Here is a 16,151-nt window from a genome sequence, read left to right as displayed (position 1 = left end):
CGACACCCATGCGCCGGCATGCCGCCATCGCGGCAGCCGGCGCGTTTCACTTTGAGCGCACAATAAGCGCAATCAGCGCGCGCACGACTTGATAAGGAGCGGCAGCATGGCCACTCGAAAATCCCCCGGCAAGTCCAAACGCCCAGTCTCGCGCGGCAAGTCAGGCCGCCCGCCGCGCCAGCGGCATGCGCAGGCCCACGCGGCGCATCGCGCGAAAAGCCCGCAGAAGTGGTCGCATCACGTGATGGAAACCAGTGACGCGATGGATATCGAGCACGATGTGTTCAAGACCGGCAGCGCGGAGTCGATCGCGCAATCGCTCAAACAGTCGTCCACGAAAAGCCGCCGCCGCAAAGGCACGCCGTTCCAGTCGGCCATGTCGATGCTGAACTTCTATATCAATCGCGCCGGCAAAAACCTGCCGAAAGCGCGCCGCGACACCTTGCAGCAGGCCAAGCGCAAGCTGCGCGAAGCATTCGGACGCGCGCCTTGAAGTGACGCGTCAGTCACTGACGCGTCCGGGCGCATCTTTCTACAACCGGCCACGCATGCCGCATGCGCAGGCAGGCATTCACCGGATGCTCATGCAAGAAACTTTGTGGTTTCTCATCGTTGGCGCCGTGCTCGTCTTTATGGGCCTGGCGGCGACGACACTGCGGCGGCTGCCTATCAGCGCCGCGATGTTTTATCTCGCGATCGGCTATTTTCTCGGGCCGCCCGGTGTCGGCCTGTTGCGCCTCGATATGATCGCCGACGCGCATCTGCTGCGTATCGTCACCGAAGTCGCCCTGCTCGTCTCGCTGTTCGCCATCGGCCTGCGGCTTCGGCTCGGTATGCTCGAAAAACTCTGGACCGTGCCGCTGCGTCTCGGCTTTCTTGCGATGCTCGCGACCATTCCGCTGCTGATGCTGTTCGGCGTGTACGTGTTGCATCTCGGCTGGGGCCCGGCCTTGCTGCTGGCGGCGATCCTCGCGCCGACCGATCCGGTTTTGGCCCACGACGTGCAGGTGCACAACCCCGGCGACCACGATCTGCTGCGCTTCGCGCTCTCCGGCGAAGGCGGACTGAACGACGGGATCGCGCTGCCCTTTGCGATGCTCGGCCTCGCGCTATGCGCGGCACCCGCCGCCGAAGCGGGCGATCTGTTGAACCTGGCGCTCGCGGGCAGCATCGTGTGGGGCGCGGCGGGCGGAATCGCGATCGGCGGTGCGCTCGGCTGGTTCACGACCCACGCGGTGACATGGCTGCGCACGCGCCACGCGCAGGCACTCGGACTCGAAGGTTTTTTTGCGTTGGGTTTGATCGTGCTGTCCTTCGGCGCCGCGCAGCTCGCGCATACATATGGTTTTCTGGCCGTGTTCGCGGCCGGCGTCGCGATGCGCCGGGTCGAACACCGCGCGAGCGGCGGCCAGTCGCCTCGCGAAACCCTGGGCACCGTCGATTCCGAAGACGTCGACGCGACCGCGGCCAATCCAAGCAAAGCGCACGCGTATATGACGGAATCCGTGCTCGGCTTCACGATCGAACTCGAACGCATCGCCGAGGTCGCCGTTATGGCGATGGTGGGCAATGTGCTCGCCACGATGCACACGCCGCTCTTCACCTGGCACACCGTCGCGCTGACCACGGCGCTGTTCGTGCTCGTGAGGCCGGTATCGGTGGAGTTGTCGCTGCTCGGGTCGAGCGCGACGCCGACGCAGCGCCGTTTGATGAGCTGGTTCGGCATACGCGGCATCGGTTCGTTTTACTACCTGGCGTACGCGCTCGAAAATCGCGGCGCTGCGGACGTCGCCGCGCTCGTGCCGCTCACGCTGGCGGTGATCGCGGCGTCGGTGGTGATTCACGGTGTTTCGGCGACGCCGTTGATGAGCTGGTATCGCCGGTTGCGCAGTCGTGAAGGCTAGCTCGACCGTCAACTGGAGTCGCTAGAATACGGGACCTTCATGCCGCAACCAGGCTTCTCCCATTCGATGACCCCACCCGACGATTCCCGACGCGCGGCACGGACGAGCGCCGCCAACTCGCTGTTTGCCTTTCTCAAGTCGTTGCCGCTCGGCGAGCGCCTGGTCGAGGGCAGCTTCATGGCTGTGCAGGCGGTCGCCGGCGCGAGCCTCGCGGTAGCTATCGGCCGGCTGCTGCATACGGAGCAGAGTTTCTGGGCCGCCATCACGGCGATCGCGGTCAGCCAGCACAGCTATGTCGACACCCGCAATCTGTCGCGCGATCAATTCATCGGCGCGATGGTGGGCGGCTTGTGCGGACTGCTGGGCGCCACGTTCGGCGCCGGCTATTTCGCGGCTTACGCGGCCACGGTGGGCGTGGCGATCGCCCTGTGCTGGATTCTGAATGTGGGCAGCGCGGCGCGTCTGGGCGGCATCACGGCGACGATCATGCTGCTGGTGCCGGGTATAGGGCCCGCGTGGGACAAAGCCCTCATGCGCCTCGGCGAAGTGACGCTCGGCACGATCTGCGCGCTGCTGGTGGCCTTCCTGATGTCGTGGATCGAGCATCGCTGGTTCGGCAAACCGGGCAAGCCGTAGCTAGTTTTCCGCTCCATCGTTCTCTTGCGGACGACGCCGGTAGCGTCCCGGCGGCACACCGACACTTTGCTGGAACGCCTTGCCGAAAGCGGCTTCCGATTGATAGCCCACCGCCTCGCCGATCTCGGCCGCGCTGCGCTGCGTGCGGCGCAGCAGATCGCACGCGATGGTCATGCGGATCTGCGTAAGAAAGTCCATCACCGTCATGCCCGCGCGCTCGTTGAAATGGCGTGCGTAAGTGGCGCGCGACATGGCGGCGAGATCGCCGAGTTCGGCGATGGTCCACGCCCGTTCGGGCGCGCTCAGCATGGCCTGCACAGAAGCGCCGAGGCGCGCGTCGGCAAGCAGCGCGAGCACGCCCGAGGCCGACGCGTTCTGCTCGCCGTGCACCCTCAGCGCGATGGCGAGCAGCGCGTGGCTCAAGGCGGTGACTATGGCGAGCGCGCCCGCCTGGCGCCGTTCGGCCTCGCTGCGCATCAGCGCGATCACCGTTTGCAACGACCCCAGCGTTTCCATGCCGCTCAGCGAGACATGCAACGGATCGGGCAGCGCGTTCAGCAGCAAGGCCGACGAACCGGGCGAATAAACGAAGCGGCCGCAAAGAAGATCGAGGTCGGCGGGGATGCGCGCGCTGTCTTGGCCGTCGTTGCCGTCGTTGCGTCGCAGCGGCAGCATGCCGTCATGGCTTAACGTCAAAGGCGCAGTGGCGGCCGAACGCTGCACATCGCGCACGCGATGCGCCGCACCGCGCGGAAACAGCATGAAGTCGCCCGCGCGCAACTCACGCTGCGCGCCGTCGGCGGTTTCGACGACACACGCGCCGTCCAGCACCAGGTGAAACGGCGCAATGCCCGCTTCCAGCGCATCATGGTCGATATCGAAGGCGCCCGAAAGCAGGCAACGCAGATCGAGGGTCGCCTGAGGCCGGGCGAGGTCGATCAGTCGGCTGAGCGTATCCATGAGACGTTCGCGCTAAAAGTTGAGCGAATCGAGTATTCAGGATATCGCGGCGCGGCGCAATACTTGTCTCACGACGCCGGCACCCGCCAGCGCGCATCAGACCAAGGAGCACCGCCATGTTGAACTGGATCGATTACCGTCAAGAACTTTTCGGCCGTATCGGCGAGATCGCCAAACTGTCGCCGGATACCGTCAGGGGCTATCAGGCGCTCTCGAGCGCCGGTCAGAAGAAGGATCTGCTCGGCGCCAAGACGCGCGAACTGATCGCAATCGCGGTGGCAGTCAGCCTGCGTTGTGACGGCTGTATTACCGTGCACACCGCTGAAGCGCTCAAGCACGGCGCGACGCGCGAGGAAATCGCCGAAGCGCTGGGCGTGGCGATCGCCGTCAATGCCGGGGCCGCGATGGTGTACTCGGCTCGCACGATCGATGCCGCCGCGGCTTATACGGCGCAGGCCGCTGACGCAGCGCAGGCCGCCGCACAATGAGCGGCGGCATCGCGAGATGCTTGCGGTAATTGAAGCGGTGTAAGCGGCCGGCTGTAGCCGCTTGCGCCAACCGCCGCCGCTACGCCGCCGGATGCCGCGCCTCTTCAAGCTGCTTGCGGCGCGGCTCGCCCTGACGCTCCAGCATCCAGCCCGGATATTCCGCGGGCAGCGCGCTGACCTGATCGAGCTTCGCAAGCTCATCCGCGGTGAGCGAGACGCCCGTCGCGGCGATATTGTCGTCGAGCTGCTCGACCTTCTTCGCGCCGACGATCACCGTGGTCACCACCCGCTGATGCAGCAGCCACGCGAGCGCGATCTGCGCGACCGACACCTGCTTCGCCTCGGCGATACCGCGCATCACGTCGATACAGTCATAAGCGCGCTCGCGATTGACCGGCGGAAAATCGAACGTCGTGCGGCGGCTGCCCGCCTCGCCCTGCTGCTCACGTCCATACTTGCCGCTCAGCAAGCCGCCCGCGAGCGGACTCCACACCATCAGGCCGAGGCCTTCGCTGTGCAGCATCGGCACGAGTTCCCGTTCGAGGTCGCGGCCCGCCAGCGTGTAATACGCCTGCAGCGTTTCGAAGCGCGCGAGCCCGAGGCGCTCGGAAATGCCGAGCGCTTTCACGATCTGCCACGCGGCCCAGTTCGACACGCCCACGTAGCGCACATGGCCGTGCTGCACCAGCGTGTCGAGCGCGCGCATGGTTTCCTCGATCGGCGTGGCCGGATCGAAACCGTGGATCTGATACAGGTCGACGTGATCGAGTTGCAGACGCTTCAAACTCGCCTTCACACCGTCGATGATGTGATAACGCGAGGCGCCGCGCGCATTGGGAAACTCGCCCGTCTGGCCGAAGACCTTGGTGGCCACCACGACTTTGTCGCGCGGCACCTTGAGGTTTTTCAGCGCCTGGCCCGTGATCTGTTCGGACAGGCCCTCTGAGTAGACGTCGGCTGTATCGATGAAATTGATGCCCGCGTCGAGCGCCCGGCCGATCAGCCGCTCCGCGTCCGCCTGCTGCAGATCGCCGATCTGCTTCCACATGCCCCCGCCGCCGCCGAAGGTCATCGTGCCCAAACAAAGCTCTGAAACAAACACACCGGTACGGCCCAACTGGTTGTATCGCATCGTCGAGACTCCAACGTGGTTCGTGGATGGGTGAGGCGTAGAGAGTACTGCAATCGGCTGAATCCGGCAGCGAGCGACTCAGGCGCGTGTCACGCGGCAAGAATTCCCGCAACTCGGCTTTCAATTGCGACAAAAATGCCGACATATAGCCTTCGGCAAAAGCGGAGTAAACCTGCCAGACTGATTCCTGAACCTTGCAACCGGCTGCATTCGCCGCCCCTCTGGATATGGCACGCCCCGCCCCCAACTACGCAGGCATGACTTCGGCTTCCACTACTGCTGCCCTGGGCGCGGCGCCTGCCGCCACATCCGTCGCGACGCCCGCCATCGGGCTCTCGACGGCCGGCGCGCTCGCCGATTTCCATCCCGCGGTCGCGAGCTGGTTTCTCAAAACCTTCCCCGCGCCGACCGACGCCCAGGCCGCCGCGTGGCCGCAGATTCGTCGCGGCCGCTCGACGCTGGTGGCAGCACCCACAGGTTCGGGCAAGACCCTCACCGCCTTCCTGTCCGCGCTCGACGACCTGGTCCAGCAAGGCCTCGCCAACGGCGGCGCACTGCCGGACGAAACGCTGGTGGTCTACGTGTCGCCGCTAAAGGCGCTCTCCAACGACATCCGCCTCAATCTGCAACTGCCGTTGCAAGGTATCGCCGCGGAACTCGACGCGCGCGGCTTGCCGCCGCTGGATATCCGCACCGCCGTGCGCACCGGCGACACCACGCAACAAGAACGCAACGCGTTGAAAAAGCGCGCGCCGCATATTCTCGTTACCACGCCGGAATCGCTTTACGTGCTGCTCGGTTCGGACTCCGGCCGCCGCATGCTGTCGACCGTGCGCACAGTGATCGTCGATGAAATTCACGCACTCGCCGGCGGCAAGCGCGGCAGCCATCTGGCGCTCAGCCTGGAGCGGCTCGACGCGCTGTGCCAGCGGCGCTTGCCGCGGATCGGCCTGTCGGCGACGCAAAAGCCGGTGAGCGCGGTCGCGCGCTTTCTGGTGGGCGGCGGCAGCATCGATAGCGGCATTCCCGCCGATTGCGCGATCGTCGACGTAGGACATATTCGCGAACGCGATCTGGCGCTCGAGATTCCGCCGGTGCCGCTCGAAGCGGTCATGCCCAACGAAGTGTGGGAGCGCGTCTACGATCGTCTCGCCGAACTGGTGGCGATGCATCGCACCACGCTGATTTTCGTCAACACGCGCCGCATGGCCGAACGCGCCGCGCGTCATCTGACCGAACGGCTGGGCAAGGACGTGGTCGCCGCGCATCACGGCAGCCTCGCGAAAGAGCATCGTTTCGATGCCGAACAGCGCCTGAAACGCGGCGAACTGCGCGTGCTGATCGCCACGGCTTCGCTGGAACTCGGCATCGATATCGGCGACGTCGATCTGGTCTGCCAGATGGGTTCGCCCCGCGCGATCGCGCCGTTCCTGCAACGGGTCGGACGCTCGGGCCACCATGTCGGCGGCATGCCGAAAGGCAGGCTGTTTCCGAATTCGCGCGACGATCTGATCGAATGCGCCGCGCTGCTCGATTGCGTGCGGCGCGGCGAACTCGACGCGCTGCGGATTCCGCGCGCGCCGCTCGATGTGCTGGCCCAGCAGATCGTCGCGGAAGTATCGAGCGCCGAATGGAACGAAGACGCGCTGTTCGAACTGATGCGGCACGCCGCCCCATACGCCGACCTGACGCGCGAGCAGTACGACGCCGTGCTGCGCATGCTCGCCGAAGGCTACACGAGCCGCAACGGTCCGCGCGGCGCTTACGTTCATCGCGACGTGGTGAGCGGCACGCTGCGCGGCCGGCGCGGCGGCAAGCTGGTCGCGGTCACGTCGGGCGGCACGATTCCCGAAAACGCCGACTACGCCGTCGTGCTCGAACCGCAGGCAATCAATATCGGCACGGTCAACGAGGATTTCGCCGTCGAAAGTCTGGCCGGCGACGTGTTTCAGCTCGGCAACGCGTCGTACCGGATTCTGCGGATAGAGAGCGGGCGTGTGCGGGTCGAGGACGCGCAAGGACAGCCGCCGAATATTCCTTTCTGGCTCGGCGAAGCGCCGGGGCGCAGCGACGAATTGTCGTTCGGCGTCGCGCGTTTGCGCGAACAGATCGGGCGTCTTCTCGACGATAAAAAGGCAACGGACGAAACCGGCACCGAAGCCGAAATGCTTGCCGCCCGAATCGACCACGCGATCGACTGGCTGGTCGACAACCTGCATCTCGACGAAGCCGCCGCGCGCCAGATCGTCGACTACCTCGCCCGCGCGCGCGCCGCGCTCAGCGTGCTGCCCACGCAGAATACGCTGGTCATGGAGCGTTTCTTCGACGAATCCGGCGGCACGCAGCTCGTGATCCACGCGCCGTTCGGCAGCCGGGTGAACCGCGCCTGGGGCCTCGCGCTGCGCAAACGCTTTTGCCGCACTTTCAACTTCGAGCTGCAAGCCGCCGCCACCGAAGATGCGATCGTGCTGTCGCTGACCGGCAGCCATTCCTTCGTGCTCGACGAAGTGTGGCGTTATCTGCATTCGAACAGCGCCGAGCATCTGCTGATTCAGGCGCTGCTCGATGCGCCGCTGTTCGGCGTGCGCTGGCGCTGGAACGCGACCACCGCGCTCGGCCTGCCGCGCTACACCGGCGGGCGCAAAACCGCGCCGCAATTGCAGCGCATGCGCAGCGAGGATTTACTGGCGAACGTGTTTCCGGAACAGGCCGCGTGTCTTGAGAACGTGGTCGGCGAACGGGAACTGCCGCATCATCCTTTAGTGGACCAAACCGTCGACGACTGTTTGCACGAAGCGATGGACAGCGAACGCTGGATCGCGCTGCTGCGCCGTATCGAACAGGGCGACGTGCAGCTGGTCGCGCGCGATTTGCCGACGCCCTCGCCGCTCGCCGCCGAAATCCTCAACGCGAAACCGTACGCGTATCTCGACGACGCGCCGATCGAGGAACGCCGCACACAAGCCGTGCTGAACCGCCGCTGGACCGACCCGTCGAGTGCCGACGATCTCGGCGCGCTCGACGCGGAAGCGATCGAAAGCGTACGCGACGAAGCGTGGCCGCTGGCGCGCAACGCCGATGAAATGCATGAAGCGTTGACGGGCCTTGCCTGCATCACCGAGACCGAAGCGCGCCGCAACGAAGGCTGGCCGGCCTGGCTCGCGTCGTTGGCCGAATCCGGGCGCGCCACCCGCTTGCAGTTCGCCCACGATTGCGCGCTGTGGCTGCCGGTCGAACGCGTCACCTGCTTTCAGGCGCTGTATCCGCACGCTGAATTCGCGCCGCCGCTCGCCGCGCCGAAAGGCTACACAGAAAGCTGGGACGCCGAAGACGCCCTGATCGACGTGCTGCGTGCGCGTCTGACCGGTTTCGGCCCGCTGCCTGTCGGCGCGATTGCGGAAGCGCTGAAGCTGCCGGCCGCATCGGTCGAACAGAGTCTCACGCGCCTCGAAGCCGAAGGCTACGTGATGCGCGGCCGCTTCACGCCGCAAGCCGCCGAAGAAGAATGGTGCGAACGGCATCTGCTCGCGCGGATTCACCGTTACACCGTGAAACGCTTGCGGCGCGAAATCGAGCCGGTGGAACGGCACGACTTCATGCGCTTTCTGTTCGAGTGGCAGCATCTGACGCCGGACACGCGCAGCGAGGGGCGCGACGCGCTAGCCGCGGTCCTCGAACAGCTCGAAGGCTTCCAGGCCGCGGCGGCAGCGTGGGAGGACGACATCCTGCCCGCGCGCGTGAAGGCCTACGCGAATACTTCGCTCGACGAACTATGCCGGGCCGGCAAAATCGTCTGGACGCGCCTGACGGAACGCGCGCGCGGCGCCGCCGGGCCGATCCGCAGTACGCCGATCGTGCTGCTGCCCCGGGCGCAAGTGCGCGTGTGGAGCGCGTTGCTGGATCCGTCGAAACAACCGGAGTTGTCGGTGCGCGCACAAAGCGTGTATGAAACGCTCGTGCAACACGGCGCGATGTTCTTCGACGAATTGCTCGCCGAAGTTCGCGTATTGCGTATGGAACTGGAGAGCGCGCTGGGCGAGCTGGTGGCGGCGGGTCTCGTGAACTCCGACAGTTTCGCGGGCTTGCGCGCCTTGCTGAAGCCCGTCGCCAAACGCAACGCATTTTCCAGCAACCGGCGCGCGCGCTCGAGCGCGCTGATCGGTGGCATGGACGACGCGGGACGCTGGGCGCTGGTCAATCGCCCCTCCACCGCTGCCGCGGCGGAGAATGTGCCGGAGCGCCGCCGGCAATTGCCGCCTGAAGTGCTGGAACATGTCGCGATGACGCTATTGCGCCGTTATGGCGTGGTGTTCTGGCGTCTGCTCGAACGCGAAGCCGAGTGGCTGCCGCCGTGGCGAGACCTGCTGCGCGTTTTTCAGCGCCTCGAAGCGCGTGGCGTGATTCGCGGCGGACGCTTTGTAAATGGCCTCGCCGGCGAGCAATTTGCGCTGCCCGAAGCGATTCCCGTGCTGCGAGAAGTTCGGCGGCATGCGAACGACGGTGCTTTTGTCTGCGTCGCCGGGACCGATCCGTTGAATCTCGCGGGCACGTTGCTGGTCGGCGAACGCGTGCCCGCAGTAGCGGGAAACCGGATTCTGTATCGCGACGGCGTCGTGGCGGCCACGCTCGTGGCGGGGACTTTCTGGTTCGAAGCGTCGCTGGAAGCGGTTCCCGTCGAAAGGGAAAAGGCTCGCTCGTGGCTGGCGCGGCGGTTTTAGCGTTAAGAATGTCCACGGATTGCCGTAAATTACCTCCGTATGGCCGAAAAAGAGCATGTAAAAAAGGCGTAGAAAAGGCTAAAGGCACAAGGCTTACTAACCGTTAATCTTTATAAGCCTTAATTCCAAACGCTTCGCTACAATGGGGACAGTCTTAAGTATGATGAAGACTGTTTGCCGACTCCGCCTTCAAGGCGGCCACCGGCACACACCGCCCGGGGATCTCATGAACGACGACCAACACGAGCAGGTGCTATTTGCCCAGTTCGGCACAAGCAGCCCATGCTGGCGTCTGTCGAACGACAGCAACGCGCTCGAACTCACGCCCGTAACCGGCGACGTGCCGGCCAATGTCGCCATTCCGCTGAATCCTCAGCAGGCTTCGCAAATCCGCTGCCTCACTGGCGTGACCTCGCACCTCGTCCTCGACGTGCGGCTGTTCGGCGAACCGTTGCGTTTGCATCTGGTCGGTAAAAAGCTCAGCAGCAACAGCTGGGCCGGCACCGCGTCGGCGTATGACGACACCGAATCCGTCGCCCGCGATCTGGTCCACGGCCTCTCGTTTGCCGAACAGGTCGTGTCCGAAGTGAATTCGGTCGTCGTGATCGTCGACCGTCACGGCCGAATACAGCGCTTCAACCGTCTTGCCGAGGAACTTACGGGCGTCAAGGAAGAGAACATCGTCGGCCGCAACGTCTGGGCTTTGTTCATGTCCACCGAAGACGGCGCGGCCTCCAGCCAGAACATTGCAGGCTTCTTCAATCGCGGCGTGTCGTACGAGGTCGAGCGGCGCGTCAAGACGGTGCATGGCGAGCGGCTGTTTCTGTTCCGCAATAAGTTCGTGCAGAGCGGCAGCGGCATCGACGAACAATTCCTGATCTGCTCAGGCACCGACATCACCGAGGAACGGCTCGCGCAGCAACGCCTCACCGAACTGGCGAACACCGACTCGCTCACCGGCCTCGCGAACCGCAACGCGATCCAGGACAAAATCCGCACCGCTATCGAAGACGCAGCGCCGGGCGAAGCGGTCGGCGTGCTGTTCCTCGATCTCGACAACTTCAAGAAGGTCAACGACCACTACGGCCACGTCTTCGGCGACCGCCTGATTCGCGATGTGTCGGCGGCCATCAGCGAGTGCCTGAACGAAGGCGATACGCTCGCGCGGCTCGGCGGCGACGAATTCATCGTGCTCGCCGCCAAGGGCACGGCGCACGAACTCGAAGCCACCGCGCAGCGCATTCTCGAACGCATGCGCACGCCGTTCGCCCTCGGGCTCGTGGAGGTCTACACGGGATGCTCGATCGGCATCGCGCTGTATCCGGAACACGGCGACAGCCTCGAATCGCTGATCCGTTCGGCGGATACGGCTATGTACGTCGCCAAAGACGAAGGCAAACGCACGCACCGCGTGTTCTCGCCGGAAATGAACCGCCGCGTCGCCGAATACATGTGGCTCGACACCAACCTGCGGCGCGGGCTCGAAGAAGGTCAGCTGACGCTGCACTACCAGCCGAAACTGTCGCTCGCCACCGGCGTGGTGCAGGGCGTCGAAGCGCTGGTGCGCTGGAATTCGCCGGAGCGCGGGCAGATCATGCCGAGCGAGTTCATCCGTTACGCGGAAGAGTCCGGGCTGATCGGCGTGCTGGGCCGCTGGGTCATGGAAACGGCCGCGAAACAGGCCGCCAAATGGAAGGCGGACGGCTACAACCTGCGCATCGCGATCAACGTGTCGGCGCGGCAACTGGTCGATACGGCCGTGGTCCGCCATTTCAGCGAGGCACTGCAGAACGCCAGGCTCGACCCTTGCCTGATCGATCTCGAACTGACCGAGAGCTGCCTGATCGAAGACGAAACGGCCGCGATCGATCTGATCAAGCAGTTCCGCCAGCTCGGCGCGCAGGTTCATCTGGACGATTTCGGCACGGGTTATTCGTCGTTGTCGCAGCTCGGCCGGATTCCGCTCGACGTCATCAAGCTCGACCGCAGTTTCGTGCGCTCGATCAACGCCGACACCAAAGCGCAGGCACTGGTGCGCTCCATGGTGGCCGTCGCGCAGGAATTGAATTTCAAGGTGGTCGCCGAAGGGATCGAGACCGAGTCGGAAGAAGTGTTCATGAAGGGCCTGGGCGTGGATTACGTGCAGGGCTTCCTGTACGGTCAGGCCATGCCGGCGGCTGAATTCGAACGCTGGTTGCAGGATAGACAGAAGCTCAGGCTGATTGCCTGAGCTTCCGGCGCCGCCCCCCTTGCGGCTTATTGTGGTCAAACCCGTGGCCAAACCCGTGGCTGAGCCCGTGGCCGACCTCCGGTCAGTTCAGGCGAAATTCGCCGTGCTGGCCGTCTGACGCAGGTTCGAGGTACGGCGGTTCTGCAGCATCACCAGCCGCTCCATGAAGGCGAGATCCTTCTCCTCGATCGTGAAGGCGGCGTCCACCCAATCCTCGGTGATTTCCATCAGCTCGGCGCGCGAGAGTTGCAGCACGCGCTGGCGCGCCCGCAGCATCGCCCGGATGCCGTTCATTTTCGGCTTGAGCGTGTCGATGAAAGTGCGGGTCGCCATATACGCTTCGCCGGGTTCGAACAGTTGATCGACCAGACCCTTGCCGTAGTGCCATTCGGCCGTATGCGATTCGCCGACGCCGATCAACTCCTCCGCGAGCCGCATGCCGGCCTTGCGCGCCACCAGTGAATAACCGCCCATGCCCGGGAACAGATTGAACGCGATCTCCGGGAAGCCCATGCGTGCGTCGCTCTGCGCGAGCAGGAAATGATGCGCGAGCGCGGCCTCGAAGCCCCCACCGAGTGCCGTGCCCTCCACCATCGCGATCGAAATTGCCCCCGTGTCGAATCCCCGCGACGCCGCGTGCACGCAATCCACACATGCGCGCGCATACGACATCAGCGCCTGACGCTTGCCGGCGCGGATCGCGTCCGCGAAAAAGTCCAGATCGCCGCCGACGTTGTACATGGTCGGAATCAACGAACCGGTGACCCAGAAATCGATCGGCAATCCCGACTCTCGTGCTGCCTGCGCGAGTTCCAGGATGTCATGGACCAGATCGAGATTGAAACAGGGACGCGGCTGCGCCCGCAACATCATCCACATGACGTTGCGGCCTTCTTCGTAGTAAGCCGAAATTTGCGAAAGATTGCCGGCTTCGAGGAACGGGCGGCAGGCGTGATGGTTATGCAGATTCATTTTGAACGGTCCTTTTAAGGTTAAACACTGGTATTGCTATGCGAGCCTAAAGCAGACCGGAATCGGATGGGAGCGGGGTAACCAACAGATGAATGCAAGCCGCGTTCAAAAGCCCGCCAGCCGGGCTTCTGCGCGTAAGAGTACGTTCGGCGGCATGTCGCATCGACGCAAACGCTTGCGCACCGAAGATGGGCGAAATTGACCCATAAAAAGGCGCGCGGCGGCAATCAATTCAAACGCGGCGCAGGATGTAATTCCTTGGGGGATAGGGGAAGAGAAAGAAATATGCTTCGATTAGAAAATGCAATCGAAAATGCTGAGCGGCGAATAGGTTTTTCTGTGAGTGGGTGGGCTAACAGACGGTATATCCGCTACGCATGATCGAACGCGGAACGCGGGCGACCCATCGCGCCCGCGCCGTTCTATCAGAGTCGTTTATTGCAAACGCGCGGACCAGCGGCCGGCTTCTTCCGCGCTCATGCCGACGGCGAGCGCCGCGGCGAGAATCTGCGCCCACGTGGCCGCATCCACGGGAATACCCTCGGCCTCGCGCTGCGCGCGCGTCACGCGCTCGGGTTCGCCGGGCTCATAGATACGGTCGGCGCCCGCCGCGAGCGGCGAGGCCTTCACCCAGTCGATGAACGCGTCGGCTTCGGCTTGTGCGTCGGGCGCGTCGAACGCGGCCGGATCGATGATCACCGACAGCATGCAGTTGATGATCGCGTTGGTCGTGCCGAGCGTGGTCGAGTGCGTGGTGAAGCCGCCCGACAGCGCGCCGCCGAAGATCTCGCACATGGCCGCGAGCCCGAAGCCCTTATGGCCGCCGAACGGCGTCAGCGAACCGAACGGCGCTTCGTGCATGACTTTGGGTTCGAGCGTGGCCCGGCCCTCGTGATCGATCAGCGCGCCGGGTTGCACCTGCTTGCCCTGGTTATAGGCGACGCGCGTCTTGCCATAGGCCACCGTGCTGGTCGCGAAGTCGAGCACGAGCGGCGGTTTGCCGGGCCGCGGATAAGCCGCGCAAAACGGATTCGTGCCGATGCGCCGATCCGCGCCGCCAAACGGCGCGACGAGCGGATCTCCGGCCACGTTGACGAAGTGGAACGACACGAGACCCGCACGCGCGCACTGTTCAGCCCAATGACCGATACGCCCGATGTGATGCGCGCCGCGCAAGCCGACCGCGCAGATGCCGAGGCGTTTGGCGCGCTCGATGCCCTGCTCCATGGCCTCGAACGCCACCACCTGGCCGAAGCCTCGGCCGCCTTCGACGGTCAGCACGGCGCCCGCGTCTTTGACCACGTCGGCGTGCAGGTTCAGTTGAAGCTCGCCGTCGGCGAGCGACGCCACATAGCGCGGAATCATCCCCACGCCATGCGAATCGTGACCCGTCAGATTCGCCGCCACCAGATGATCGGCGACCAGTTCGGCTTCGCGTGGCGTGCTGCCCGCCTGCTCCCAGATCGCCCTCACATAGGCGTGCAATTGATCGGCCGGAATCCGGGGCGTGACGGGTTGAGCGGTCGAGTTATCGGTCATTCACAAAGTCGGCGGACGTGACGGATTCAGGGCAAGCGATAGTTGAAGGAAACGTTCAGGGCGCGGCGGCGATCACCTCGGCAACCGCGGCCGTGAGCTTCTTGCCGTATGGCACGTGCAGGAACTCGTTCGGCCCGTGCGCATTCGACTTCGGTCCGAGCACGCCGCACACCATGAACTGCGATTTCGGGAAGCCTGCCTTCAGTACGTTCATCAGCGGGATGGTGCCGCCCTGCCCCATATACGCGACGTCGGCACCGTAGTGTTGGCGCGACGCGTCGTTGAGCGCGGTGGCGAGCCACGGGGCGAGATCCGGCGCGCTCCAGCCGCTTGCCGCGCCCGCGTCCGGCTTGAACGTCACCTTGGCGTTGTACGGCGGATCGACTTCGAGCAGCGCCTTCAGTTCGGCGACGGCCTTCTCTGCTTCGATCATCGGCGGCAGACGCAGCGACAGCTTGAACGCCGTGCGCGGACGCAGCACGTTGCCGGCGTCAGCGAGCGCGGGCAAGCCGGCCGCGCCGGTCACCGAGAGCGACGGACGCCATGTGGAATTGAGCAAGGCCTCCTTCGGATCGGTGGTGGTGGGCAGCACCTGGCGGCCGTCCTGGCCGCACGCCCACGGCAACTTCTTCCAGACGTCGTCGCCGAGAATTCTGGCGGTGGCTTCCGCTTCGCGCAGACGGTCCGCGGGGATGTCGATATGGAAGCCCTTCGGCAGCAGCGTGCCGTTGGCGGAGTCCTCCAGCCGGTCGAACAGTTGCCGCATGATGCGGAAACTCGACGGCGCGATGCCGCCATAGCCGCCCGAGTGAATGCCTTCGTCGAGCACCTGCACTTCGAGATCGCCGGCGACGAGTCCACGCAACGACGTAGTGAGCCACAGCTGATCGTAGTTGCCCGCGCCCGAATCCAGGCACACCACCAGACCCACCTTGCCGAGCCGCTCGCGCAGCGCGTCGACATAAGGCAGCAGATCGTAGCTGCCCGACTCCTCGCACGTTTCGATCAGACCGACGCAACGCGGACGCTCGACACCTTGCGCGTCCAATGCGGCGAGCGCGGTGATGCTCGCGTAGATCGCGTAACCGTCGTCGGCGCCGCCGCGGCCGTAGAGCTTGTCGTTCTCGAGCTTGGGTGTCCACGGTCCGAGGTCGTTGCGCCAGCCGTCGAACTCGGGCTGCTTGTCGAGGTGCCCGTACAGCACGATGGTTTCCTCGCTGCCCGAACGCGTCGCCGCCGACTCGAAGAAGATCACCGGCGTGCGGCCCGGCAAGCGGATGATTTCAAGTTTCAGTCCGCGCACCGGTTGCTGTTCGGCCCATTGCGCCGCGTCGGTGATCACGCGCTCCAGATAGCCGTGCTTGACCCACTCGGAGTCGAACGCCGGACTCTTGGCCGGTACGGCGATGTAGTCCGTCAACGCGGGCACGATCTCGTCGTTCCACTTGCGGTCCACGAATTCGCGTAGCGTCTCGGGGTTGATGCGTTGAGCCTGCTGGGTATCGTCGGAGATCATGATGGCGGTCCGTGGGGATCTGTTCTGTCGAAACGATCATGATAGTCCCGATGCGG

The 16,151-nt window shown here is 64.7% G+C and carries 11 protein-coding genes; 6 read left to right on the top strand and 5 right to left on the bottom strand.

Annotated elements, in window-relative coordinates; genetic code table 11:
• Positions 1–106 precede the first annotated feature (106 nt).
• The 3 genes from PQR54_RS07040 to PQR54_RS07030 all read left to right on the top strand — a co-directional run bounded on the left by PQR54_RS07040 (position 107) and on the right by PQR54_RS07030 (position 2,540).
• Positions 107–493 carry a DUF3175 domain-containing protein gene (locus PQR54_RS07040; RefSeq protein WP_408244675.1) on the top strand — a complete coding sequence of 129 codons (387 nt, stop codon included), beginning with the start codon at positions 107–109 and terminating at the stop codon, positions 491–493.
• A gap of 91 nt (positions 494–584) precedes the next feature.
• Entirely contained in the window at positions 585–1,904 is a 1,320-nt protein-coding gene (locus PQR54_RS07035; RefSeq protein ID WP_408244674.1) for a cation:proton antiporter, read from the top strand.
• A 66-nt stretch (positions 1,905–1,970) separates the two neighbouring features.
• Complete coding sequence (locus PQR54_RS07030; protein WP_408244673.1) at positions 1,971–2,540, top strand: FUSC family protein; 570 nt, start codon at positions 1,971–1,973, stop codon at positions 2,538–2,540.
• Here the strand turns inward: PQR54_RS07030 and PQR54_RS07025 are convergent, their stop codons facing one another.
• Positions 2,541–3,500, bottom strand: a complete 960-nt coding sequence (locus tag PQR54_RS07025) for a cupin domain-containing protein (protein WP_408244672.1) — start codon at positions 3,498–3,500, stop codon at positions 2,541–2,543.
• Positions 3,501–3,616: 116 nt separating this feature from the next.
• Here PQR54_RS07025 and PQR54_RS07020 point away from each other — a divergent pair, with 116 nt between their 5' ends.
• Entirely contained in the window at positions 3,617–3,988 is a 372-nt protein-coding gene (locus tag PQR54_RS07020) for a carboxymuconolactone decarboxylase family protein (RefSeq protein ID WP_408244671.1), read from the top strand.
• A 79-nt stretch (positions 3,989–4,067) separates the two neighbouring features.
• Here PQR54_RS07020 and PQR54_RS07015 read toward each other — a convergent pair whose 3' ends face one another.
• A complete protein-coding gene (locus PQR54_RS07015; protein WP_408244670.1) occupies positions 4,068–5,120 on the bottom strand; it encodes an aldo/keto reductase in 1,053 nt (350 codons plus the stop codon).
• 257 nt (positions 5,121–5,377) lie between these two features.
• On the opposite strand from PQR54_RS07015, the gene PQR54_RS07010 reads away from it, so the two are divergent.
• Both PQR54_RS07010 and pdeR read left to right on the top strand, forming a co-directional pair.
• Positions 5,378–9,838, top strand: coding sequence for a DEAD/DEAH box helicase (locus PQR54_RS07010; RefSeq protein WP_408244669.1), 4,461 nt, complete (start codon positions 5,378–5,380; stop codon positions 9,836–9,838).
• Positions 9,839–10,064: 226 nt separating this feature from the next.
• Entirely contained in the window at positions 10,065–12,068 is a 2,004-nt protein-coding gene (pdeR, locus tag PQR54_RS07005) for a cyclic di-GMP phosphodiesterase (protein ID WP_408244668.1), read from the top strand.
• A gap of 87 nt (positions 12,069–12,155) precedes the next feature.
• Here pdeR and PQR54_RS07000 read toward each other — a convergent pair whose 3' ends face one another.
• The 3 genes from PQR54_RS07000 to PQR54_RS06990 form a co-directional block, all read right to left on the bottom strand.
• A complete protein-coding gene (locus PQR54_RS07000) occupies positions 12,156–13,040 on the bottom strand; it encodes a crotonase/enoyl-CoA hydratase family protein (protein ID WP_408244667.1) in 885 nt (294 codons plus the stop codon).
• A 435-nt stretch (positions 13,041–13,475) separates the two neighbouring features.
• On the bottom strand, positions 13,476–14,579 hold the full coding sequence (locus PQR54_RS06995) for a malate/lactate/ureidoglycolate dehydrogenase (protein WP_012427322.1): 1,104 nt from the start codon (positions 14,577–14,579) through the stop codon (positions 13,476–13,478).
• Positions 14,580–14,634: 55 nt separating this feature from the next.
• The gene (locus PQR54_RS06990; protein WP_408244666.1) at positions 14,635–16,095 is read right to left on the bottom strand and encodes a M20 family metallopeptidase; all 1,461 of its coding nucleotides are present in this window, start codon (positions 16,093–16,095) and stop codon (positions 14,635–14,637) included.
• Between the last annotated feature and the right edge of the window lie 56 nt (positions 16,096–16,151).

The sequence above is a fragment of the Paraburkholderia phytofirmans genome (assembly GCF_046028095.1).
In the GTDB taxonomy this organism is placed as follows: domain Bacteria; phylum Pseudomonadota; class Gammaproteobacteria; order Burkholderiales; family Burkholderiaceae; genus Paraburkholderia; species Paraburkholderia phytofirmans_A.
Note: the sequence above shows the minus strand (reverse complement) of the source record. Positions and strands in the feature narration are given on the sequence as shown.